This is a genomic window from Acetobacteroides hydrogenigenes (genome assembly GCF_004340205.1).
Taxonomy (GTDB): Bacteria; Bacteroidota; Bacteroidia; order Bacteroidales; family ZOR0009; genus Acetobacteroides; species Acetobacteroides hydrogenigenes.
In genome coordinates this window covers 1-23,040 of sequence record NZ_SLWB01000021.1, presented here as the reverse complement: position 1 = coordinate 23,040, position 23,040 = coordinate 1, and the positions used below count along the sequence as shown (strand labels likewise).

15 protein-coding genes are annotated in these 23,040 nt (G+C 50.2%); 13 read left to right on the top strand and 2 right to left on the bottom strand.

All coding sequences use genetic code 11. The annotated features are described in order from the left end of the window. Positions 1-124: 124 nt before the first annotated feature. Positions 125-796 (bottom strand): HD domain-containing protein, encoded by a 672-nt coding sequence (locus tag CLV25_RS15200; protein WP_131840523.1) that lies wholly within the window; start codon positions 794-796, stop codon positions 125-127. A gap of 1,022 nt (positions 797-1,818) precedes the next feature. Here CLV25_RS15200 and CLV25_RS15195 point away from each other — a divergent pair. The 13 genes from CLV25_RS15195 to CLV25_RS15135 all read left to right on the top strand — a co-directional run bounded on the left by CLV25_RS15195 (position 1,819) and on the right by CLV25_RS15135 (position 19,819). Further along, positions 1,819-2,784: a carboxypeptidase-like regulatory domain-containing protein gene (locus tag CLV25_RS15195; protein ID WP_131840522.1), complete on the top strand. Its 966-nt coding sequence runs from the start codon at positions 1,819-1,821 to the stop codon at positions 2,782-2,784. Positions 2,785-3,085: 301 nt separating this feature from the next. Continuing rightward, on the top strand, positions 3,086-4,057 hold the full coding sequence (locus CLV25_RS15190) for a hypothetical protein (protein ID WP_131840521.1): 972 nt from the start codon (positions 3,086-3,088) through the stop codon (positions 4,055-4,057). Positions 4,058-4,308: 251 nt separating this feature from the next. Further along, positions 4,309-5,889 carry an L-aspartate oxidase gene (gene nadB / locus CLV25_RS15185; protein ID WP_131840520.1) on the top strand — a complete coding sequence of 527 codons (1,581 nt, stop codon included), beginning with the start codon at positions 4,309-4,311 and terminating at the stop codon, positions 5,887-5,889. 558 nt (positions 5,890-6,447) lie between these two features. Beyond that, on the top strand, positions 6,448-7,146 hold the full coding sequence (gene cmk / locus CLV25_RS15180; RefSeq protein WP_131840519.1) for a (d)CMP kinase: 699 nt from the start codon (positions 6,448-6,450) through the stop codon (positions 7,144-7,146). Between the two features lie 12 nt (positions 7,147-7,158). Next, entirely contained in the window at positions 7,159-8,037 is an 879-nt protein-coding gene (locus CLV25_RS15175) for a 4-hydroxy-3-methylbut-2-enyl diphosphate reductase (protein ID WP_131840518.1), read from the top strand. Between the two features lie 9 nt (positions 8,038-8,046). After that, positions 8,047-9,036, top strand: coding sequence for a 6-phosphofructokinase (gene pfkA, locus CLV25_RS15170; protein ID WP_131840517.1), 990 nt, complete (start codon positions 8,047-8,049; stop codon positions 9,034-9,036). 272 nt (positions 9,037-9,308) lie between these two features. Continuing rightward, on the top strand, positions 9,309-11,189 hold the full coding sequence (locus CLV25_RS15165) for a beta-N-acetylhexosaminidase (protein WP_131840516.1): 1,881 nt from the start codon (positions 9,309-9,311) through the stop codon (positions 11,187-11,189). 394 nt (positions 11,190-11,583) lie between these two features. Further along, a complete protein-coding gene (gene priA, locus CLV25_RS15160) occupies positions 11,584-14,061 on the top strand; it encodes a replication restart helicase PriA (RefSeq protein ID WP_131840515.1) in 2,478 nt (825 codons plus the stop codon). A 22-nt stretch (positions 14,062-14,083) separates the two neighbouring features. Further along, positions 14,084-14,923: a helix-turn-helix domain-containing protein gene (locus CLV25_RS15155; RefSeq protein WP_165877108.1), complete on the top strand. Its 840-nt coding sequence runs from the start codon at positions 14,084-14,086 to the stop codon at positions 14,921-14,923. Between the two features lie 147 nt (positions 14,924-15,070). Beyond that, positions 15,071-16,408, top strand: coding sequence for a TolC family protein (locus tag CLV25_RS15150; RefSeq protein ID WP_243649647.1), 1,338 nt, complete (start codon positions 15,071-15,073; stop codon positions 16,406-16,408). Between the two features lie 56 nt (positions 16,409-16,464). Continuing rightward, positions 16,465-17,532, top strand: a complete 1,068-nt coding sequence (locus CLV25_RS15145; RefSeq protein ID WP_131840512.1) for an HlyD family secretion protein — start codon at positions 16,465-16,467, stop codon at positions 17,530-17,532. A gap of 4 nt (positions 17,533-17,536) precedes the next feature. After that, positions 17,537-19,150 (top strand): hypothetical protein, encoded by a 1,614-nt coding sequence (locus CLV25_RS15140; protein ID WP_131840511.1) that lies wholly within the window; start codon positions 17,537-17,539, stop codon positions 19,148-19,150. Positions 19,151-19,198: 48 nt separating this feature from the next. Next, on the top strand, positions 19,199-19,819 hold the full coding sequence (locus tag CLV25_RS15135; RefSeq protein WP_131840510.1) for a TetR/AcrR family transcriptional regulator: 621 nt from the start codon (positions 19,199-19,201) through the stop codon (positions 19,817-19,819). A 113-nt stretch (positions 19,820-19,932) separates the two neighbouring features. Here the strand turns inward: CLV25_RS15135 and CLV25_RS15130 are convergent, their stop codons facing one another. Beyond that, on the bottom strand, positions 19,933-22,755 hold the full coding sequence (locus CLV25_RS15130; RefSeq protein WP_131840509.1) for a TolB-like translocation protein: 2,823 nt from the start codon (positions 22,753-22,755) through the stop codon (positions 19,933-19,935). Between the last annotated feature and the right edge of the window lie 285 nt (positions 22,756-23,040).

Sequence of the window (23,040 nt, the reverse complement as noted above, 5' to 3'; positions counted from 1 at the left end):
TGCTGCCCATTATACAGCTGGGCTAAAGCCCAATCTCCCAATCTTTCGCCATCCGTTGGCTGAAGCCAACGGCAATAAAAGCAGCATAATAGAAATTTGCCGCATATTTTGCAGAATATACCCGCTACCTCTCGCCCTCCCACTCTAGGTAGAACTCATCCAGAAACTCCTCCATCACCTTATGACGGTGCTGAGCCAACCTTTTTGCTGTTGCGGTATTCATTCGCTCCTTAAGCAGCAGCAGCTTCTCGTAAAAGTGGTTGATGGTGCTACCGTTGCCCATCTTATACTGCTCGAACGACTGGTGCAGCACAGGGCTCTGATCGGGATTGTACATCTCGCGCGCCTTACTTCCACCGTAGGCGAACGTCCGCGCAATGCCAATGGCACCAATGGCATCCAGCCTATCGGCATCCTGCACCACCTGCCCCTCGATGGTAGGCATAGGAGTGGCAACACCAGCCCCCTTATACGAGATATCCCGCACTATCTGGCAAACCTGCGCAATAACCTCCTCGTCCACCATCAGGCTCTGCAGCCATGCCCGCGCTTTTGCAGGACCCACCTCCTCGTCGCCGTCATTAAACTTCCAGTCGGCGATGTCGTGCAGCAGAGCGCCAAGCTCCACCACCAGCAGGTTGGCGTTTTCCTCCTTGGCAATACGAACCGACATCTTCCAAACCCTATAAATGTGCCACCAATCGTGCCCCGAGCCTTCGCCAACGAGCAAGCTGCGCACGTACTCGGCGGTTTTACCAACTAGGCCATCGCTATCCGATCGTAAAATGTCTTTCATATTGTTACTTAAATTCGTTGGTAAACAAAGATAGGGGTTTATTTAGCATGGATGATGCTGAAGGAGATGGAGTAAAGATAATTATTGGAGACTACATCATTATCAAATGCAGAAGAAATATAAAGCGCAGCCGTGGTGGTGGCTGCGCTTACGTATGGTTTTCTGACTTTGATACATAATAGCGTCTTAGAACGCTACTTAAGTTCGATTAAGGTTAGCCAGCAAACAAGCATAATTCAGGGGCACCCCTTCGGGGTTGCTGCTTAGCAGGGCATCTTTCCGTGGGTTTCGCCCACGGTTACTAAGGGGTAGCGACTTCGTAGCATTTTACCGCTCTGAAAGAGCGGTACCTGAATAACCGTGGGTGAAACCCACGGAATATCGCTAAGGGTTAAATCAACCCCGAAGGGGTGACCCTAAGGTTTAAACTTTTGCCTTTAGGAAATGATACGAGTAAAATATTGAACAAAGCCCATTCCAGTGTTTTAGATCCATATGCGAACATCGCGTACCGTTTTAGCGCATAGCTGGGATAAAAGCGAAATCCTAGCTATTGCAGCTGGTAAAAGTGTTTTTCGTATGAAATCGAGTATGCATTACCTTTATTTTTTTGGCTTTTGCACATGGTAAAGTACCATTTCGCATGTGGTAATTCCCTTTTTCACATAGCTTGAAGGCATAAATGCAGAACAAAAAGTCAAAAATACCAAAACCCAAAGGGTATTTTCACCAACTTAACCCCTAAATGCACAAGCTTAAGCGGCAAATGCACGTCCTTAAAGCGAATATTCACCAACCTAAAGCCATTTTTCACCAACTATAACCCCTATTTTACATGCTGCGCAACACCCAATAAGGCTCTATACAGTAAACATATAAGGCATATTACAGCTAATCGCATGTGCAACTAGCCACGAAGTAGCGAACAAATCAATCAAAACGTCAAAAATAATTAAGCAAATATTGCATAATTAATTATTGTTAATTATTATTGTATTTACAAACCAATATTCTTTTAAAAAATGGATTCATCAAAAGGGAAAATGGGAGTAATAGCTGCTCGCTGCACTATTATTTCTAAGTCAGCCGAGGCCAGTAGTAATGCCGACGCACAAAAGCTTGCTGCCGATTTGCTAAAAGATATTGCATCGGACAAGGACATCAACCTATCGGTTAAGCTTAAATACGAAGAAAGCCTAACAACCAAAAAGGACGTTAAGAAATGGCAGGCGCTAACGGTAAATAGTTCGGTAAACTCGCTGCTTATGCTCGAATCGTTAAAGCCAGCAACCGAAGCAAACCCTCGTGCTTTAGCCACCAAGACCAACTTTAGTGAGAAAAAGCTGCCTGCGCTACTAAAAGAGGCAAAGGTTATCGATAGCGTTCTTAAGGAAAAAACCAGCGAGCTGCTTGCCCATGGCTATAAGCAGGAGCAAATAGACGAGCTGGGCATCAACATCCAGAAGTTGGTACAAACCTCCGATAAGGTAAACGCCATTGTGGTAGAGCTTGGACTGCTACGCGGCAAGCGCAAAGCAATGGAAACCGAAATTGACGGTAAGTTTAGGATGCTAAACTCGATGGTAATGGTAAATAAGGGTCTGATGCCAACGCTCTACAACGAGTACTTCTCGGTAAAGCAAATCCGAAACCATAATAGCCACATGACCATAGAGGGGAGCATCACCTGTAACGGACAACCGCTTGCCAATGCAAGCATTACAATAATCTCTACAGTAGAGGCTAAGAAGAAAACTCCACGAAAGGTAGCAGCAGATGGAAGCACCGTACCTACCGAAAAGGTAATCGTCAGCAAGCTGAGCAACATTAAGGGCGAGTTTTCGACTACTAAGCTGAAATCGGGAACCTATAAGGCCATTATTTCCAAAAATGGACATACCTCGCAGGAGGTTACCCTATTCGTAAACCCTAAAGAGACAACCAAAATAAGCGTATCGCTAGACAAGCTAGAGGTTTTCAACAACTAGCAAATCGAAAGGATAATGATGACTAGTTCGTATATATGTTTTTTTTAGTTTTAAAGTTATACCTCCCCTAATGCTGCGAAAGCGTTGGGGGAGTTTTTCGCTATGCTACCACAATAATTCATCATTCCAACGGTGGCAGTACAAAGCTTAGGCTCACGAGTTTCAGCAACGCTAGTGCTACAGCTTTCTTCTCATTAAAAAATTAGCCCTAAACTATGTTATAAGTAGCGGCATTAACAACCCGTAAGCTTTTACATATCATTCCGAAAAGTAGATTTGCGATCGTAAAACATTATCGTACATGAGAAATATCCAAGTCGTAGCGCTTGGAATTCTGTTATTGTGGGGATGCGACAAGGAGCAGCTGGCTGGTGCTCCAGAGGGGAATTCTACAGGCAGCAATTCTGCAAGCAGCGGGAGCATTAATGGGAACGAAAGCACAGCTGGAATAGACGCGGGAACAGGAATCAGCGTATGGCACTGGGGAAGCGAGAGCAACGCCTACGGCATCAACAACGTGGTTGCCGATCCGGCAAAGACGAATAGCATGGTAGAGCAGTACAAAAAGTACAACGTAAGGCGCCTTTACGGCGGCTACGCCAAAATGCCCGGCTACCTAAAGTCCACAATCGCCAGCTGGAACAAGCGAATGAAGAAGGAGGGCATCACTTCCATCTACCTAATTGGCGATGCGCAGTGGATATACCCCGAAAATCGCGCCGCCATGCTCAAGGAGATCACCGACTACTACATATCCTTCAACAAATCGGTCGACGACTCGTCGAAAATGCAAGGGCTGCACGTTGACATTGAGCCGCACCAGCTCGACGAGTGGAGTACGGCCACGGCGCAGCGCAAGCGCGAGCTGCTGATGCTGCTTAAGGACACCTATCGCGATATAAAAAACCATTTGCTGAGCAACGACATCAAGGAAAACCAGCTAACCGCCGATATTCCCGTATGGTTCGACAGCATAACGGCAATAGGCTGGACCTCCGAAACCGATCGCAACGCCTGGTTTACCGATGCCGGCAGGTACGTAAACGGATTTACGCTAATGGCCTACGAGGTTAAGTCGGTTGACACCATAGTTGACCGTACCAGCTGGGAGCGCACCAACTTTCCGGGCAAGATAGAGGTTGGGCTAAACATCGGCGACCTTGGTACCATATGGAGCAGCAAGACCGAGTTTCTAAACGCGCTCTCATCCATTCAAACCCAAACCAAGCAAGCGGTTGCGCTGCACAGCTTCGCCGAATTCCTGAAGGTATAAAATCGAAGAATACCGACCGAATAAAGGGTATTACGTACCACACTTGTTGTGATACGCATATCGTGATACGTTATACCCTTTTTAGAGAGCCCCTCCTACTCCCTTTTTTCGGTAAGTCAGGCACGCACTCCCCGCATAGCGCTCCTGACATTTAGCATTCTTTACTAGATGCTATCGAAATACCCTGTTATTCGACACATTCTGCAATTAGGGCTATTTCCTATATTTGCCTAACCATAAATTCGCGCAAGATGAATAGAGAAGCGGACTTTCTCGTGATAGGCACCGGAATAGGAGGATTAAGCTTTGCCCTAAAAGCTGCCGAACACGGAAAGGTAATAATCATATCCAAAACAGCTATAGACGAAACCAACACCACCTACGCCCAAGGCGGCATTGCTTCGGTAATGTACGAACCCGATAATTTCGAAAAGCACATTCAGGATACGCTGGTTGCAGGAGCAGGAATTTGCAACCGCGAGGTGGTAGAGATGGTTGTTGCGGAAGCCCCCAACCAAATCAGGCAGCTCATCAACTGGGGCGTAAAGTTCGACAAGGACGATACGGGGAAATACGACCTTAACCGCGAGGGTGGCCACTCGGAGCACCGCATTCTTCACCATAAGGACAATACCGGATTTGAAATCCAGCGCAAGCTATCGGCGGCCGTTCGTGCCCACAAGAATATCACGGTGCTAGAGAACCACTTTGCCGTGGAAATCCTCACCCAGCACCACCTCGGACAGCTGGTTAAGCGCAACATGAACGGCACCAAGTGCTACGGCGCCTACGTGCTCGACCTAAAAACGCAGCTCGTTCACACCTTTTTGGCTAAGGTTACCGTGCTGGCAACCGGAGGAACGGGCAACGCCTACCACACCACCACCAATCCACCCATTGCAACCGGCGATGGCATAGCAATGGTGCATCGAGCAAAGGGGATAATCGAGAATATGGAGTTCATCCAGTTCCATCCAACCTCGCTCTACAACCCCGGCGAACGCCCTTCGTACCTCATCACCGAGGCGATGCGCGGCTACGGAGCCATTCTCCGCACCATCGATGGCAAAGAGTTTATGCTGAAGTACGACAAGCGCGGCAGCCTAGCACCCCGCGACATCGTTGCGCGCGCCATCGACAACGAGATGAAGCAGCGCGGCGACGAATTTGTTTACCTCGACGTAACCCATAAAGATTCCGAGCTCACCAAGTACCACTTCCCCAACATCTACAAGAAGTGCTTATCCATAGATATCGACATCACAAAGGATTACATACCGGTAGTACCGGCAGCGCACTACCTCTGCGGCGGTATTAAGGTTGATATGAACGGTGAAACAACCATCAACAACCTGTATGCTGTTGGCGAATGCTCCTGCACGGGACTTCATGGAGCAAACCGTCTGGCATCTAACTCGCTAATTGAGGCGATTGTTTATGCCGAGAAGGCTTACCGCAATGCTCTTAGCAAGATTAACAACATACAGCTGAATAGCGACATCCCCAACTGGGATCACGGTGGCACAACCCACCCCGAAGAGATGGTGCTCATCACCCAAAGCTACAAGGAAATGCAGCAGATAATGAGCAACTACGTGGGTATTGTACGCTCGAACCTGCGCCTGGAGCGTGCTCTAAAACGTTTAGGAATTATATATCAGGAAACCGAGGAGCTCTACAAGAAATCTACGCTTACACAGAACCTTTGCGAGCTGCGCAACCTGGTTGCCGTTGGCTACCTTATCATTAAGCACGCAAAAGCTATGCGCGAAAGCGTCGGGCTGCACTACTCGCTCGACTATCCCAGCAACAAAACCGGCTACGAGTTTTAGGATAGTATCAAGATGCACGACACAAGACTCAAGATTTTGCATGACATAAATCTTGAGTCTTGATACTTGTGTCTTGAATCTAATAAAGGAGAACACGCCGAAATATGCTACAACCCTATATCGAAGGTTGTCCCCCGCTGGCGGGGGCAAGGGGGTGGATTTTTCGGCGAGGTATTCATATTGCCAAAAGTATTTAGACGTATAATTATCTTAGGATAAGTTCTTTTATCATCAACGAAGCATTATCCACCCCCTACCCCCGCCAGCGGGGGATACTCTCTACTCAAAGTAATTTCAAAGCGAAACGAGTTTGAATCCAGGTTTCACCAAAGAAAGCAGATGGAAATCCGCCATGCGAACTACATGCGACCATTAATAAACAATCATTCCCACATAAAAACCCTTCTCTAACTCCTCGGCAGAACCTTACGGAGCCCTACGCCTAAAATCTTGCGTCTTGATCCTTGTGTCCCACATCTCCCTTTTACATACGTTAAATCTTCAAAATCGGTTTTCCCTATTTTATTTATAATTTTGCTGTTTGAAATCTTAGGGTAAATGAGCAATAGAAAAGTTGTAATCGCTGTCGACGGTTACTCATCGTGCGGAAAGAGCACGTTTGCAAAGGCAATTGCCAAAAAGTTGGGCTACGCCTACATCGATAGCGGTGCAATGTATAGGGCAACTACACTATACGGACTACAGAACGGCATGTTCGATGCCAATGGCGTTCTAAATGCGCCAAAGCTGATAGCCGCCCTACCGCACATCAGCATTACCTTCCGCTTTAACGGCGAAAAGCAGCGCAACGAAACCTTCCTCAACGAAGCGTGCGTGGAAGACGAGATCCGCACCATTGCGGTTGCCGATAAGGTAAGCCGCGTGGCCGAAATCGGCGAAGTTCGCGAGCAAATGGTACGCCTACAACAGCAAATGGGCAAAGAAAAAGGCATAGTGATGGATGGCCGCGACATAGGAACGGTAGTTTTCCCCGATGCCGAGTTCAAAATCTTTATGACTGCCGACCCGCTCATTCGCGCCCAGCGCCGGTACGACGAGCTGAAGGCCAAAGGCGAAGAGGTTGACATCAACGAGGTAGAGGCCAATATCCGCCAGCGCGACCACATCGACGAAAACCGTGAGGTGAGCCCCCTACGAAAAGCCAGCGATGCCTTCATCCTCGACAACAGCCATATGACCGTAGAAGAGCAGATGATTTGGGTGGAGGAACATTTAAATAGAATTCTGAGCAACTAAAAAATATACCAAATGGTGGTAACAGTAGACGATAGATCGGGATTTTGCTTCGGGGTAACCAACGCCATTGGGAAAGCCGAAGAAATTCTAGACACCGAAAATCAGCTTCTGTGCCTTGGCGAGATTGTCCACAACGATGTGGAGGTAAATCGCCTTACCACAAAGGGGCTTACCACCATCAACCACGAAGATTTAAAGGGTTTGAGCAACCGAAAGGTGCTCTTCCGCGCCCACGGCGAGCCCCCATCGACCTACGAAATAGCCAAGGCTAACGGACTAGAGGTTATCGACGCCTCGTGCCCCGTGGTGCTTAAGCTCCAGCAGCGCATCAAGAAGAGCTACATGGAGCTGCTGCCCGTAAACGGACAGATCGTAATCTTCGGCAAAAAAGGACACGCGGAGGTGAACGGCCTTGTGGGCCAAACCGACAACACCGCAATTGTGGTGGAAGGTATAAACGACCTTGATGCAATAGACTTTTCGCGCCCTATACGCCTCTACTCGCAAACCACCAAAAGCATCGAAGGGTTTAAGGCGCTTAAGTCCGAAATCGAAAAGCGCATCAACGCCAAGGTTGGGGAGGTTGAACCGTTTGAGGCCTACGACACCATTTGCCGACAGGTAGCCAACCGCCAGCCTCAACTAATGGAGTTTGCACGAAACAACGATGTAATCATCTTTGTTAGTGGTAAGAAGAGTTCCAATGGAAAGGTACTATTCGAAACCTGCTTGTCGCAAAACAAGCGTACCTTTATGGTAGAAGACGAGGGCGAGATCGAAACCTCCTGGTTCGAAGGAGTCAACAGCGTGGGCGTTTGTGGAGCAACATCCACCCCCCGATGGCTAATGGAAAGGGTTGCCCAGTACATCAGAGACATCATAAGAGCATAAATTATCGATATGGCAAAAATTAAAAAACTTGCAGTTCTAACCTCTGGAGGCGATGCCCCAGGGATGAACGTAGCTATCCGTGCGGTAGTTCGTACTGCCATTTATCACGGGATTGAGGTTGTTGGAGTAATGGAAGGCTACGCCGGCATGATCAGAAACGACTTCCGTCCAATGAAATCGAGAGATGTGAGCGACATCATCTCTAAAGGAGGTACCATTCTAAAAACCGCCCGTTGCGAAGAGTTCCGTACCAAAGAAGGTAGAGCAATAGCTTACGAAAACGCAAAAGCACAAGGCATCGATGCCCTAGTGGTAATAGGTGGCGATGGTAGCTTCCAAGGAGCAAAGCTCTTCTCGGAAGAGTTCGATATTCCAACCGTGGGTATCCCCGGAACCATCGACAACGACCTTTTTGGAACCGACTCGACCATTGGATACGACACCGCGCTCAATACCGTTGTTAGCGCAGTTGACAAGATTCGCGATACTGCAACCTCGCACAAGCGCGTATTCTTCGTTGAGGTGATGGGCCGCGATGCCGGTTTCCTTGCACTCCGCAGCGGAATTGGATCGGGTGCCGAGGCAATCCTGATCCCAGAGGTTCAAACCCCATACGACAAGCTAAAGCAATTCCTCAACGATAAGACCAAGGGCCACAAGAGCAGCTCTATCGTTATCGTTGCCGAAGGCGCCGAAGGCATGAAGGAAGGTGGCGTATTTAAGCTTGCCGAAAGGGTTAACGAAGACTACCCCGAACTCGATATCCGCGTATCGGTTCTTGGACATATGCAGCGTGGTGGTGCTCCATCTGCATTCGACCGCGTGCTGGCCAGCCAGCTGGGCGAAGCTGCTGTAGTAGCGCTTATGGACGATCAGCAGTCGGTTATGGTTGGTATTCAAAACAACAAGATATCGCATGTGCCCTTTAACCAGGCCATAAAGAACAAGAAGAACGTAAACCTCGACCTGCTTAAGCTGGCTGAGATTCTTTCGATCTAGCGCATACTCTATCGTACTACCATAAAAAAGCCGGTGATACCGGCTTTTTGCGTTTACTAGTCCTAAGGAGCATCTGTCTTAACCAAACAATGGCTTTTCCCCGTTGACATGTAACTTTCCCCGACCGATCATTAAGTTTCCCCACTGATTTGTCATTTTCCCCTATCAGCACCCCGCCTCCAACAAAAGCTTATGCCGAATGGCAGTACGGTTTCCCATCTCCCATCTTTTGCCTATTTTAGGGGCTTAATTACAAATTCAAACCTCAAGCAATGAAGAGAACACTTATGGTAGCAGCACTACTCGGAGCAATAGGCTGCGGCTCGGCCTTGGCTCAGAAGGAGGCTTCCTCCCAGCTGCTGGGCCTGATCCCCATGCCAGCACAGGTCGAGGTCCTCGACGGCAGCTTCGCCCTTGGCGGCAAGGCTACGATCGCGGCTTCATCTAAAGATGAAAAAAACGTTGGCTCGTTTATCGCAAGCATCCTTAAAGGAAAAGGCGTAAAGGCCAAAGAAATATCAAAAAAGGGAGCAACCATCACCCTTAGCATTAACAAGACTGCAGATAGCCGCTTTGGCGACGAAGGCTACGTCCTTACTGTTAACCAATCGGGCGTTACCATTACGGCCAACGCCGGTGCCGGACTCTTCTACGGAGCTCAAACGCTGATGCAGCTATTCCCTGCCGATAAATCGGCAGCGCTATCCGTTCCATACGTACAAATAGTAGACAATCCCGCCTTTAAGTGGAGGGGTATGATGCTCGACGTATCGCGCCACATGATGCCCGTTGAGTTCGTGAAGCATTACATCGACATGCTTGCGCAGTACAAGATCAACACCTTCCACTGGCACCTTACCGACGACCAGGGATGGCGCATCGAAATTAAGAAGTACCCCAAGCTGGCCGAAATATCATCTAAAAGAAAGGGAACCTTGGTTGGATGGTACGGCGACTACCCCAGCATGAAGGAATTTAAATTTGATGGATTAGAGCACGGCGGATACTACACCCAAAAGCAGATTAAAGAGGTTGTAGCTTACGCCGCTAAGCGATACATTACGGTTGTTCCCGAGATCGAGATGCCCGGTCACTCGGTGAGCGTACTAGCAGCCTACCCCGAGCTGGCCTGTAAGCCCGGCAAGTACGAGGTTGCCACCTACTGGGGCGTATTCGACGATATCGTTTGCCCAACCGAGCAAACCATTAAGTTCTTCGAGGATGTGCTATCGGAGGTAATCGAGCTCTTCCCCAGCACCTACATCCACATAGGGGGCGACGAAGCACCAAAGACCGTTTGGAAGGAAAGCCAATACGTGCAAGACCTGATGAAGCGCGAAGGCATCACCGATGTTGAAAAGGTTCAAGGATGGTTTAACCGCCGCATCGAGGACTTCCTGAAGCAGCATAACCGCAAGCTAATTGGTTGGGATGAAATCCTCGAAGGAGGCATCTCGGAGAATGCTACAGTTATGTCGTGGCGCGGCGAAAAGGGAGGCATCGAGGCAGCCAACCATGGCAACGACGTAGTGATGTCGCCAGCAAGCGGTGCCATGTACTTCGACCATGCCCAAGGTAAGGTAGAATACGAGCCAAAAGGAATCGGCCGCCGCGAAGGTAATGCAACCCTATACCGCGTGTACAGCTACAACCCCATACCTAAAGAGATTGCTGCCGATAAGCGTCAGCACATCCTAGGCGCACAGGCCAACATCTGGACGGAGTACATCACCAACCCCGATGCCGTAAACTACGTGGTTTACCCTCGCATCCTTGCCCTTTCGGAATCTTTATGGGAGCCAGCCGAGGCTAAGAACTGGAGCGACTTCACCGCACGCATGCCTAAGCACTTCCAAAAGTTTGAAGCCATGAAGCTGAGCTACCGCATCCCCGAACCATTCGGTTTGGAGCAGATGGATAAGAAGGGAACCGAGTTCACCATCACCCTTTCGACTCCATTCGAGGGTGCAACCATCCGTTACACCACCGATGGCAGCATGCCTACAGCCAACTCGGACGCCTACACCGGTCCTATCAGCCTAAAGGCTCCTAATGGCGAGAAGATCACCTTCCGCGCAGTTACATTCCTAAAGGATGGCCGCACCAGCGCCCCTGCCGAGGTGGTTTTCAACAACGGAAACGGAACGAAGTAATCGAATTTCATTTTTAGAAGATATCAAGGCCGGGGCAATTGTTCTCGGCCTTTTTTTTTATCCTCTACCGGTAGTGAAGCCCGCGCAACCATGAAAGTTCATCACCACCACCGTCGTGAGGCTGCCGCACTCGTGAAAGTTCATCACCACGCTCGTCGCGAGGTCCTCGCACTTATGAAAGCTCATTCCTGCGCACTACGCGAAGCCCGCGCACTTGTGAAAGTTCTTCCCGTAGCAATACGCGGGGCTGTCGCAAACGTGAAAGTTCATCCCGTAGCAATACGCGAGGACCCTGCACCAGTGAAAGCTCATTGCGGAGCAACGTTTGAGGCAGCAGCACCCGCCCAACTTCCCCCGAAAAGGTTAACTTTGCTACACAAACCAACGTACCGCCATGGAAGGTCAACTTTTTGCCGATGTCGTACTACCGCTAGCGCTGCCTAGGCTGCTCACCTACTCCGTTCCAGCCGAGCTGGCCGACGAGGTAGCCGTTGGCGCCCGCGTAGGCGTGCAGCTGGGCAAGAAGAAGATCTACTCGGCCGTCATCCATAGCCTCCACGCCAACAAGCCCGAGGGCTACGACACCAAGGATATCCTGATGGTGCTCGACAAGTTCCCCATCATCCTGCCGCAGCAGATGGAGCTGTGGAGCTGGATATCCACCTACTACATGTGTACCCTTGGCGAAGTGATGAAAGCGGCGCTACCCTCTGGGTTAAAGCTCGAGAGCGAGACCAAGATCACCCTAACCTCCAACGAGGAGCTGGAGGTGGAGACGCTCGGCGAGATGGAAAAGTCGGTCATCGGCTTCATCTCGGCACGCAAGAGCACCACACTGGCCGACCTGTCGGAGATCCTCCCCGCCTCGCGCATCCTGCCCACCATCCGAACGCTACTCGACGATAAGCTGGTGGCGCTCGACGAGGTGCTAAGCGGAGGCTTCAAGCCCAAGCGCGAGTACTATGTACGGCTTCACCCCTCCATTATTTCGGAGGATGATGTGAACACCGCCTTTACGAAGCTCGACCGTGCGGCGGTTCAGCAGAAGGCGTTCCTGGCCTACTTGTCGATGGCCACTCCCATCGACTTTGCCAAGCCCAAGGAAGTGGAGCGCAAGCTCATCATCGACAAGGCTGAGGTGAGCGCGCAGGCCATCAAGGGGCTTAAGGAGAAGAACATTCTGGATGTGTACGAGCGCGTGGTTACCCGCTTAGGCTTCGACGACGACCCCTCGAAGGCCATCAACCCGCTATCCGAAGGGCAGCAGGTGGCAATGGACACCATCATCAGCGAGTTTGAGACAAAGGATGTGGTGCTACTGCACGGTGTTACCGGATCGGGCAAAACGGAGGTGTACATCCATCTAATAAATAAAATGCTCGATGAGGGAAAGCAAGTGCTCTACCTACTGCCCGAGATCGCCCTTACGGCGCAAATCATCAACCGCCTGAAGCGCGTCTTCGGTTCGAAGATCGGCATCTTCCACTCCAAGTTCAGCAACGAGCACCGCGTAGAGACCTACCTCAACCTGCTCGACGACACCAACGAAAACCAGTATCAGATTATACTCGGCGTGCGCTCGTCCATCTTCTTACCCTTTAAAAATTTGGGGTTGATTATAGTAGATGAGGAGCACGAGAACACCTACAAGCAGTACGACCCTGCGCCCCGCTATAACGCCCGCGACGTATCGGTGGTAATGGCGGCCCACCACAGCGCCAAGGTGCTGATGGGTACGGCTACGCCCGCCATCGAGACCTACTTCAACGCTAAAACGGGCAAGTACGGTTTGGTGGAGCTGGCCAACCGCTACAACGATGCGGCCATGCCCGACATCGCCATCGTGGATGTGCGCCGCGCCCGCAAGCAGAAGCAGCTGCACTCGCACTTCACCTCGCACCTGCTCGATGCCGTTGGCGCCGCGCTGAAGCGGAACGAGCAGGTCATCCTCTTCCAGAACCGCCGCGGCTTTGCGCCCTTCCTCGAGTGCGAGGAGTGCGGCTGGGTGCCCGAGTGCGAGCACTGCAACGTGAGCCTCACCTACCACAAGCGCAGCAACCAGCTGGTGTGCCACTACTGCGGCTACTCCATGAGCCTGCCCACCACCTGCCTGGCCTGCGGATCGCCATCGATGACCACCAAGGGATTTGGTACCGAAAAGATTGAGGAGGAGCTGCAGATCTTCTTCCCCGAGGCCTCCATCGAGCGCCTCGACCTCGATACCGCCCGCAGCCGTAGCGCATACGAGCGCATCATTGGCGACTTCGAGGAACGACGTATCGATATTCTTGTGGGAACCCAGATGGTAACCAAGGGGCTCGACTTCGACAACGTGTCGCTCGTTGGTGTGTTGGATGCCGATACCATGCTCCGCTTCCCCGACTTCAGGGCCTACGAGCGCAGCTACCAGCTTATATCGCAGGTAAGCGGCCGCGCAGGACGTAAGGAGAAGAAGGGTTCGGTAATCGTGCAAACCTCGCAACCCGACAGCGACGTGCTGCGCATGGTAAGGCAGAACGACTACAACGCCCTTTACGAGTGGCAGCTGGTGGAGCGCCACCAGTTCCTCTACCCGCCCTTCTACCGGCTAACCAAAATCACCATAAAGCACGTAGACCGCAAGCTGCTGCACGAAATTGCCGAGGTGCTGGGCTACCGCCTCCGCGCCATCTTCGGCGATAGGATTCTTGGACCCGAGGAGCCAGCCATCAACCGCATACAGAACCGCTACCTGCTGGGCTTCGTCCTTAAGATGGAGCGCACCAAGCCCGTTACCAAGGTAAAAGAGCTGCTGTGGAACGCCATTTACGAGGTGCAGGGCCAGCCTAAGTACAAGGGCATGATGGTAAGCGTGGATGTGGATCCGATGTAAGCAACCTATAACCATCGACCCCATGACTTGGCAGCTCAAAAACAACCTAGAGATCTACACCGAGGAGGTAATGACCCAGCATATCGTGGTGGGCAGACCCTATCATCCAGTTCAAAACGCCCTCATATTTGTGCGGAAAGGATGGATAAAGGTGAACTACAACCTGAAAGCCTACACGCTGCTGCAGAATACGGTTCTTAGAATACAATCGAATAATATCTACGAGTTCGTCGAATTCGACCCCAACATCGAGCTACGCATTTTAGCCATCAACTCGGGATTTGAATCTATCGCGGCCATTAAGATTCGGCGGTTCGATGCCCGATCTTTCTTCTCCTCATCCCTTCAGAGCCACTACCAGCTTACCGATGCAGAGTTTCAGGAGCTATGGGAGGTGCTGGAGCTACTTAGGAACAGGCTCTTTTTACCCAATAAGGATAGGATGAGGAAGGAGATTGTCCACCATCTCTTTCTTTCGGCCATTTACATTTTGGCAGATATCACCAACCGGTACAACCAGGTAACCCTCACCGAGCTCAACCGGGCCGACAAGATTACGCTAGAGTACATCCAGCTAGTTACCGCCAACTTCCGAAAGGAGCGCAGCCTCAGCTTTTACGCGCAGAAGCTGGGTATATCGCCCAAGCACCTCTCTGAAACCATCAAGCAAACGACAGGGGTTACGGCAGGAGAAATCATCAACCAAGCCATAGCCACCGAGGCCAAGGTGCTGCTATCAACCCCCGAGCTAACCATTAACCACATTGCCCGCGAGCTCAACTTTAGCGACCAGTACGCCTTCAGCAAGTTCTTCAAGCGGCTAACCAACCTCTCGCCATCGGCCTTCCGCGAAAAGATGTAGCGCAATAAGGATTCCACTCTCAATTTCATTATTAGAGCGTTAAAAAAAGATTAATCCGAATTTCGAACATCATCACCCGAAATTTGCCCATTTTTAGCCCCCTGCCTTTGTTCAATCTTTGCTGTCTCAAACATCACAAAATTGAAAGTGATAGACAAGAAGACGCAAATGAACATAAAAACAATGTGGCTTGCTGCGCTCATAAGCACAGCAGCAATAGGAGCATGGGGCCAAACACCCCAACAGCGCACCTACTCCATTGACGAGTTGGTGGAATTGGCCATTAGCAATAATCAGGCATTAAAAGTTTCGGCAGCTTCGGTAGAGGTAAGCCAGCAGCGGGTGCAGGTGGCCAAGACGCAGCAGTTTCCCAGCCTCGCAGCATCGGCCAGCGCTTTCTACCTAGGCGATGCAACTATTTACGATACCGATCTCTCCAAGAAGACGACCGTAGCGATGCCCCACTTTGGCAACAGCCTTACGCTGCAGACCAGCCAGCTCATCTTTAAGGGCAATGCGGTTAGAAACGCCATAGGCGTTGCCGACCTGCAGCAGCAGCTGGCTGCGCTGAGCCTCGAAAAAAACAAGCAGGACATAAAGCTGCTGGTAGCGAGCTACTACCTGGAGCTGTTCCGCCTCCGCAACCAGCACCTGATCTACCAAAAGAATATCGAGCTTTCGGAGGTTCGTTTAAAGAACATCAACAAAATGCACCAGCAGGGGCTGGTAACGCAAAACGACGTTATCCGAACCAGACTGCTCATCTCGAACCTTAACCAGGCCTGCTCGCAACTTCAGAACAACATCGACATCCTCAACCGCCAGCTAACCATGGCTACGGGACTTCCAGCCGATGCGGTTATTCTACCCGACACCACCATCTTAGCCAACAAGCCTAATCTGGAAAGTTTAGAGAAGTACCAAAGCGAGGCTGTAACTGGAGGATTCGACATTAAGCTATCGGAGAAGAGCGTTCAAATAGCGGAGAAAAGTATGGCCATTGCCAAGGCCGATAGGATGCCAACCCTAAGCCTTTACGCCGCCAACAGCCTGCAGCGCCCCATTACGTCGAGGACTCCTGCTGTTGACATGTACACCAACGGCTGGCAGGTGGGTGCTACGCTTTCGTTCAACATTGCCTCGCTCTACAACGCGCCGCGCAGCATCAAGCTAAGCAGCCTGCAGCTGATACAGGCACAGCAAAACGTGGTTATGCAGCAGCAAAATACCGAGCTGGCCGTACACTCCGCCTACCTCAAGCACCTGGATGCGCTAAAGCAGCAGGAAACAGCTACGGTAAACATGCAACTGGCACAAGAGAACTACAAAACGATGGAAAAGAAGTACCTCAACCAGCTGGCGCTGCTCCTTGATATGCTCGATGCCACCAATACCAAACTCGATGCCGAGCTGCAGCAAACCAACGCCCAAATAGGCATTGTATTCACCTACTACAAGCTGCTGAATGCAGCCGGAAAGCTGTAGCCAGAAACAGCAAAGAAGTACACAATAGCAAACACCCCATCAAATAAAAACGAGATATGTCGCATAAGAAAAATAAAGCCCCCAAAGCAGGACTCAACAAGTACCGAGTTTACATGATTAATACGATAGCCCTTGGGGCTGTTGCAGTAGCCCTAGTATGGGCCATAAGAGCCTACTTCCACATCGGCGAGGACTGCTACACCAACGATGCACAGGTGGAAGAGTACATCAACCCCATAAACAGCAAGGTTCAGGGGTACATTAAGGAGATACGCTTTGTGGAGCACCAGCAGATCAACAAGGGAGACACAATAGTTGTACTCGACGATAGGGAGCTGAAGATAGCCCAAGCGCAAGCCGAAGCGGCCTACAAGAATGCCCTTGCCGCAAGGGAGCTCACCGAATCGTCGGTTAACACGGCTAGCAACAACCTCAACGTAAACGATGCCAACATTGCCGCTGCTAAGGCACGTCTTAGCAACACCGAGCAAACCTACACCCGCTACGCCAACCTGCTAAAAGACGATGCGGTAACCAAGGCGCAGTTCGATCAGGTAAAAGCCGAGTACGACGCCTCGAAGGCTCAGTATCAGGCGCTCCTCAGCCAGCGAAAATCGGCTCAGCTTTCGGTGGTAGAGGTGACCAAAAGAATCGGACAAAACGATGCCGAAGTTATGCGAACAAAAGCGGCGCTGGACATGGCCAAACTTAACGTTTCGTACGCCAAGATTGTTGCCCCCTACAGCTGCATCGCTGGCCGCCGACTTATCCAAGAGGGACAGCTCATCCAACCCGGACAGCAGCTGCTAACCATCGTAAAGAGCAACGAGAAGTGGGTGGTTGCCAACTTCCGCGAAAAGCAAATGAAAGCCGTTACCATAGGAAAAAAGGTATCCATCAAGGTTGACGCCCTCGACGACAAGGAGTACGAAGGGGTTATTACCGCCATTTCGGGAGCCACAGGCTCTAAGTTCTCGGCCATTCCGGTCGATAACTCAACCGGAAACTTTGTAAAGGTACAACAGCGCTTTCCTGTACGCATCGAGCTAACCAACGCCAACAAGAAGGAGGATGCCGAGCTGCTACGTGCCGGTATGAATGTCGAGATACGAATCAACAAGTAGACCAATGTACAAGCAAGGTCTTTACCACGATTGGGTGCCCAAGCTCCTGCAGCTGCTGCTCATCATCGTTACCTTCCTACCCTTCATGGCTGTGTCGTGCGTGTATTCATCCAACATCATCGACATGAGTTCGGGAATGGGGGAAATCTCCGAAGCCTTTTCGTTTGCCAGCAACGCCATGTTTATAGGTATGGCAGGTGCTATGCCGCTGCTTATTCGTACCAAACCCTACTTCCGATCCAAAGAGATCGTGGTTGGAGGGTTGGTTATTATGAGCCTGCTCTGCTACGTTACCTCCACAACCGACAATGTATACGTAATAGCGTTTGCCTCACTGCTGATGGGCTTTTTTAAGATGTTCGGCACCATTGAGTTTATCCTGCCCATCTACTTTATCATAACGCCAAAGATGGACAGGAAACGCTTCTACCCCATCTTCTACCCCCTAGCCATAATCATTGGTCAGTACGCAGGGTTTTACATGGGTTCGTTGGCCTACCGCATGTTTTGGGAGCATACCAACCTTGTAGCCATCATCTACTGCCTATCATGTGCCTTGCTATCGCTGGTGTTTATGCACAACAGCCGAGGCATGAAGAAAATGCCTTTTTACCAGTTTCACTGGACCAGCCTACTGCTTTTCTTTGCCATGATGATGGTGCTTAACTACGTGCTCACCTTCACCAAGTTTCACGGATGGTTCCAGTCTGAGGTTATCTGGTGGGGGACAGTCGCCTTCTTTGTCATGCTGGTAATTTTTGTTGCCTTTCAACTGTCCATCAAGCGTCCTTTTATGGATATGGGAGGATTTTCCAAAAAAAACGTGATCCATTCGCTAGTAATGATCGCGCTGATGGGGCTATTTGTAAGCAGCGGAAGCATGCAGAACACCTACATGATGGGCGTACTGGGCTACAGCTCTCTTCTGACAAACCAGATAAACCTGGCGATGTTTCCCGGGGCCATCATTGGAGGCATAATCTGCTTTTTTTGGCTAAGGCGCAACCTAGACTTAAAGGAGCTCGTTATGATAGGCTTTGGAGCGTACTTGGTAGCGCACATCATCCTATACTTTACCATTGCCCCCGTGGTACAGGTAAGCTTCTTTATACTACCTACCATCCTTAAGGGGATAGGCCTCTGCGTGCTCTACATCTCGCTGGCCATTTACTGCTCGCAACGGCTAACCAACAACCAGATGCTCTCGGCAATGGCCATTCTGGTGATGGTTCGCTCCTTTGTGGGACAGGCGCTGTTCGGCTCCATACTCGCATGGGCTTTCTACAAGCTGCAGCTTCAGAACCTTACCAACCTAGCCTCTCACATGGATGCTGCCGATTTTATGGGACAGCTGCGTGGAGGTGGCCTCATGCTCTACAAGTCGACGCAGCTCCAAGCCATCATGCTTGCCGTAAAGCAGCTGCTGGGGTACACCATCATTGCCGGATTCGTTATCCTGATTTACATCGCCCTTCACCGCTTTGGCTCTACCCGATATCGCCGAATCGTCATTATGCGCAAGCGCGTAAAGGGGTATAGCATTAGGGGCTATCAAACAAACGGAAGAAAAAAGAAAGAGGAACAGGCCATCGAAGATGTGACTCCTGTAGCAATGTAAAATGCTGATGCATCTGCCCAAAATTATCACCACTAAAACAAGGATGAAATGAAATCAAGAAAGCTTTACTATATCAGCCGATTTACCCCTCTATTTTTGAGATCGGGAGGCAACCGCTTAAAAGTTGAAGAGATAGCCGCATCTATTGGTATCACCAAGAAAACGCTTTACAACCACTTCGAGAGCAAGCAGCAGCTGATAGAATGTATTATTGACGAATACCTCAAGAGCAAGGAACTCGAGATCCGAAAAATCCTACGCGAAAGCACCAACCCCATTGAGGTGCTCATGCAAATAGGCGGCCTCTTTGCAGCCACTCACCGCGATTGTAGCCAACTCATCACCTCGCGAACCGAACTTGCGCTAGTGCCCCCCATGCAGCAGATCGTTCTTAAGCATCGCACCAACTTCATAGAGCTAATACAGTTTACTTTTAAGAAGGGCATCGCCAGCGACCTGTTCGAGAATGACCTTGATACGGATACCTCCAGTCAAATGTACATTACCATGATGGAAGCAGCCTTCCAAGACCAGCGCTACCTTCAGCTACCTCCGATAAACAACCAGCAGCATAACAAAATGCTCTACTACCTAATAAAGGGATGCTGCACCCCAAACGGTCTAGCAGTTCTTAGAGGAGCAATAGACATCAAGGTAGAAGCGATTTAGCTCCACGCGTTGAAGAGCATCAATCAGACAATTCCCTTATAAGCAAAAGCAGCACCTTGTACAGAGTGCTGCTTTTGCTTATTGAGAAAACGCTAATGCCCTATACGACACTTTTAGAAGGATACTATCTTTACAAAAATTTCGGTGTTTACAGCCCGTCTCGTATCTCCTGGATCGGTATTTAGCAGAATCGACTGACGAATGCCCAATGGCATCTCTACAAGATTAAAGACCCTAGTATCGAAGATTGCTTCGATGCCAAAAGATGCGTAATCGCTCCAGCCTTTCGTTCCAAAGTCATTTTTAGCACGGGCATAATCGTAGAACCCAGTTAGCCTAATTCTTTTAAGGAAGAACCCACCATTTACACCCCAATCAGGATAGCTGACTGGCAAGCTGTAGTCCAGCGAGGCCTTAGAATAACGGCTAACAGGGAAAAGCGAGTACCCACGCGATAGGTTCGTAGTGTCGTAAAAGTAGTAGGATGCCGTGTTCGTTTCCCAGCCTAGGCCGGAGCTAACCTCTAAGCTATGTGTTTTACGAAAGCCGGGGAAAAATAGCTTAGCATTACCCCTAAACGATTCCTTACTAAAGCTGCCGGCAAAAGCATTCTTATACTCTGCCTTAACTACCTGCCCAAAACGGGGGTTAATCTGCTGAAGAGCTGTGTAGCGAAGATTGCTGAACTTTCCTCCTACCGTATAGCTATGCAGCTCTCGGGTTTCGACAACAGGCTCCTTCCATTGGATGTTGTGATAGCTGTAGCTACCCGATAGCAACAAGTTTGTGCTGTAGCATCCCCTCGAAAGGTTAAATGGAACCGCTACGAGCGAGTTAACCACCTGCTCGTCGTACTTGTAGTAGTCGAAAAAGCCTCCAAATGGGTTTCTATCTAGAATTTTGGAAAATGAAGCACCTACATATGGGTACCATCCTCCCCAAAGAAATGTGCCGGAAAAATAGTTGCTACGATCTTTACCGCTATACATCCACGATGCCTCAATCGATAGCTTTGAGAGTACATCCTGCGAAAGCACCTTTGCTCCAACGTAGCTGCCGTTTGCCTCTAGTCCCCAGCTATGAATATTAATCAGATGCCTAGTAGGACTGTAGCGGCTAGTTTTCCAATCACGCGAAGGAACTGAATCGGTTAATGCAACAGGGCTAGCATTAATGGAGGTTCCTGCCCCTGGCATGTTAAGCGATCGAGGCTCATCAATCTTTCCCAAAACTTCCAATGAAGCGGGATTATCGAGCAGGCAAAGCCTACTTCCGTTTATGCTATAGCTCGAATACACCAGCTTATTTCCGAAAATTGTAGGCTGGTAGCCGCCAATAGTGGCTTGAGTAAGCTTTTCGGGCATTCCACCCGTTGCATCAATGGCGTAAATATTATCCTGTCCACCGAAGCTGGCCTCGAAGTAAACCTTGCCGTTGCTGCAGGTAGGGTTGGCAATAACATGAGAGGTATAGGGCATCAACCGACGAGGCGCGCCCGCTGCAATAGGCTGATCGAACAGAGAGAGCTTACCGTCCTTCTTTCCTACAAAAACGATACGATCGCCACCCCTACTCCATGTCGGAGTAAATATGGCTAGCCCTTCACCATTGGGTAGGGCAGCAAGCTCCTTGCCGTCGGCAGCCGAAAGGATAACCACATCGTACCGCTGGTTGGTAGAAATGCGCACCGCTGCAATTCGTGATCCGTCGGGAGAGAGAGAGGGCGAAAACAGCCTACTTCTTCCACCAATTGTCCTTGTCTTGCCATTGCTAAGCTGGTATAGCTTGATTACGGAGTAGCTCCTATTCTGCCAACGGATATCGGGCACCACCTCCGACCAAACGACTTTACCGGCGGCGGCATGTAGCCGATCGTTGTAGGTTGCCCCCAGCTTAAAGAGCTCCTTTTCTTCACCGGTTTGGGTGCTTACTTCAACCACGGTTTTTATCTCGTTTAAACGGGAAAGAATGGCGACCACCCGGTTCGAATCAACAAGCGAAGGCGATTCGTAACTCCGAAACTCCTTCTTTTTTGATTTGGTGATAGCGTCCCCTTCGACCGTTGTTCGCTGAGCATTTTGCAGCTTCCACGCGTAGACCATATCGCCAAAAGCATCATTGTAAATAGCGCTTGGCCGTGCTCCAACAACCTTCTTTAGCGATGCCGAGAATGGGAAGAACACCCCTCTAAGACGGGCTGTATGCTTGGTAACGTTAACGAACGATTCCTCGCCATACCTATCGTTGATGTACGAGCACATCAGGTAGCCGTATGCGTAGTGGTTGGGTAGCGGATCTTTATACGAGCCATTGCGTAGCTTGACATAGGGATACCGCTTGCCCTCCTCGGCCATCGACCAGAATGGGGCCATAAAGGATGGCATGCGCCCCCGCCCTCCGTTGCTCAGCTTTGTTTCGGTGAATACGGCATCGCCCTCGTAGTACCAAGGCGGGAATAGCAGATTTGCCCCCACCGCCCAGCCCGCATCGCCGTTGAGCCAGTACAGCAGCCGTACAACACCTCGGCGCTGGTTGTAGAACTGAAGCGAATGCCGATACTCGTGAATACCCAGAGAGGTGAGCCAATCCATCGATCCGAGCATTTGCATATCCTGTGGTGGTGTCGTAAAAAACTCCGATCGAAAGGGCATAAGGGTTACAAATCCGTTGGGCTCCACCGTCTGATTTTGAAAGATCAGGCTTAGCCGAGGAACCTTTCCGCCTATGGTGCGGCTGTTCCGTTTTGCCTCGTAGTGGATCAAATCGGATACCTTAAAGGCTTGGGAGTCCATCCCCACCGGGTAGATCAACCGGAGCGTATCGGTGCTTATGCACTGCCACCTTACTCCCCAAGGATGACCTCCAACCTCTTGAGCGTTAGCCCTACCTAGTAAGGCAATCAGAAAAACTACAAGTAAGCGCTTTACGATTATCATTCTTTAATATTTTGTTTTAGCTACTAAAGGCGGCCATATCGTGCAACCCCGCCTCTACATAGAGCATCAGGAGGCAAGATTGTACTCATTTTTACCCAAAAAAAGTGAAAATCTGGCAGGAATAAAAGATGCGCTACGCATTTGCGGTAGCCCAAAGCGTGGACGTGAATCCGATGTGGCTTTGCTTAAACACAGAGGTTCTGTGATAAATTCCAAGTCTATTTTGCTGTTTTTTTTGTTTATTCTACTTTTGTAACAACCCAAAAGAAGGCTCACGGCGAAGCA